General features: G+C 48.3%; 1 protein-coding gene and 1 pseudogene. Both read left to right on the top strand.

Translation table 11 applies throughout. The features are described from left to right. Positions 1-415 (top strand): imelysin family protein (locus tag R7R78_RS28790; RefSeq protein WP_318119828.1); only part of this gene is annotated, 415 nt, incomplete at its 5' end. Then, positions 396-551: pseudogene (locus tag R7R78_RS28785) on the top strand (DUF1513 domain-containing protein); the annotation flags it as partial. The gene R7R78_RS28790 and the pseudogene R7R78_RS28785, both read left to right, overlap by 20 nt.

Genomic DNA, 551 nt, shown 5'->3' with positions numbered 1-551 from the left:
GCTTTCTAACCAGCTAGAATACAGCATGAAAAAGCTCAGCCGTCCGCTAGCCAAGATAGGGCATCCTCGTCCTTACTTCTCGGAGTCTTGGCGCTCAGAAACCTCGCTCTCTAACTTAAAAGCTAACCTAGAAAGCTTGCATCAGTTGTATTTTGCGAACGGTAAAGGTTTAGATGCGCTGTTAAGGGCGCAAGGTAAAACGCAATTGGCGGATCGCGTCGCGTATCAGTTTGACATGGCTTTAGAGACTTGGCCTGAAGATAAAAGCCTGTTCTCTGCACTACAAAGTGTGGACGGATATCGTTTGGTTCTCGCGCAATACAACAAGCTAGAACAACTTAAATACCTCATCCATGAAGAGGTGGCTATCGAGCTTGGTGTCGTTATAGGGTTTAATGCAACCGATGGTGACTGATCAAACCCGCCGAACGCTTCTAAAAGCGGCACTATTTGGAGCGGCAACTCCCGTGTTGCCGTTTGGTTGTGCGGCGACAACAAAGCGAGATCCCGCATTGATTGGCTGTTCCATTGTCGGGCGAGATAAGTTTGCT

The organism is Vibrio sp. 2134-1 (assembly GCF_033339495.1).
The sequence above is the reverse complement of the archived record's forward strand: the minus strand, read 5'-3'. Positions and strand labels throughout refer to the sequence as shown.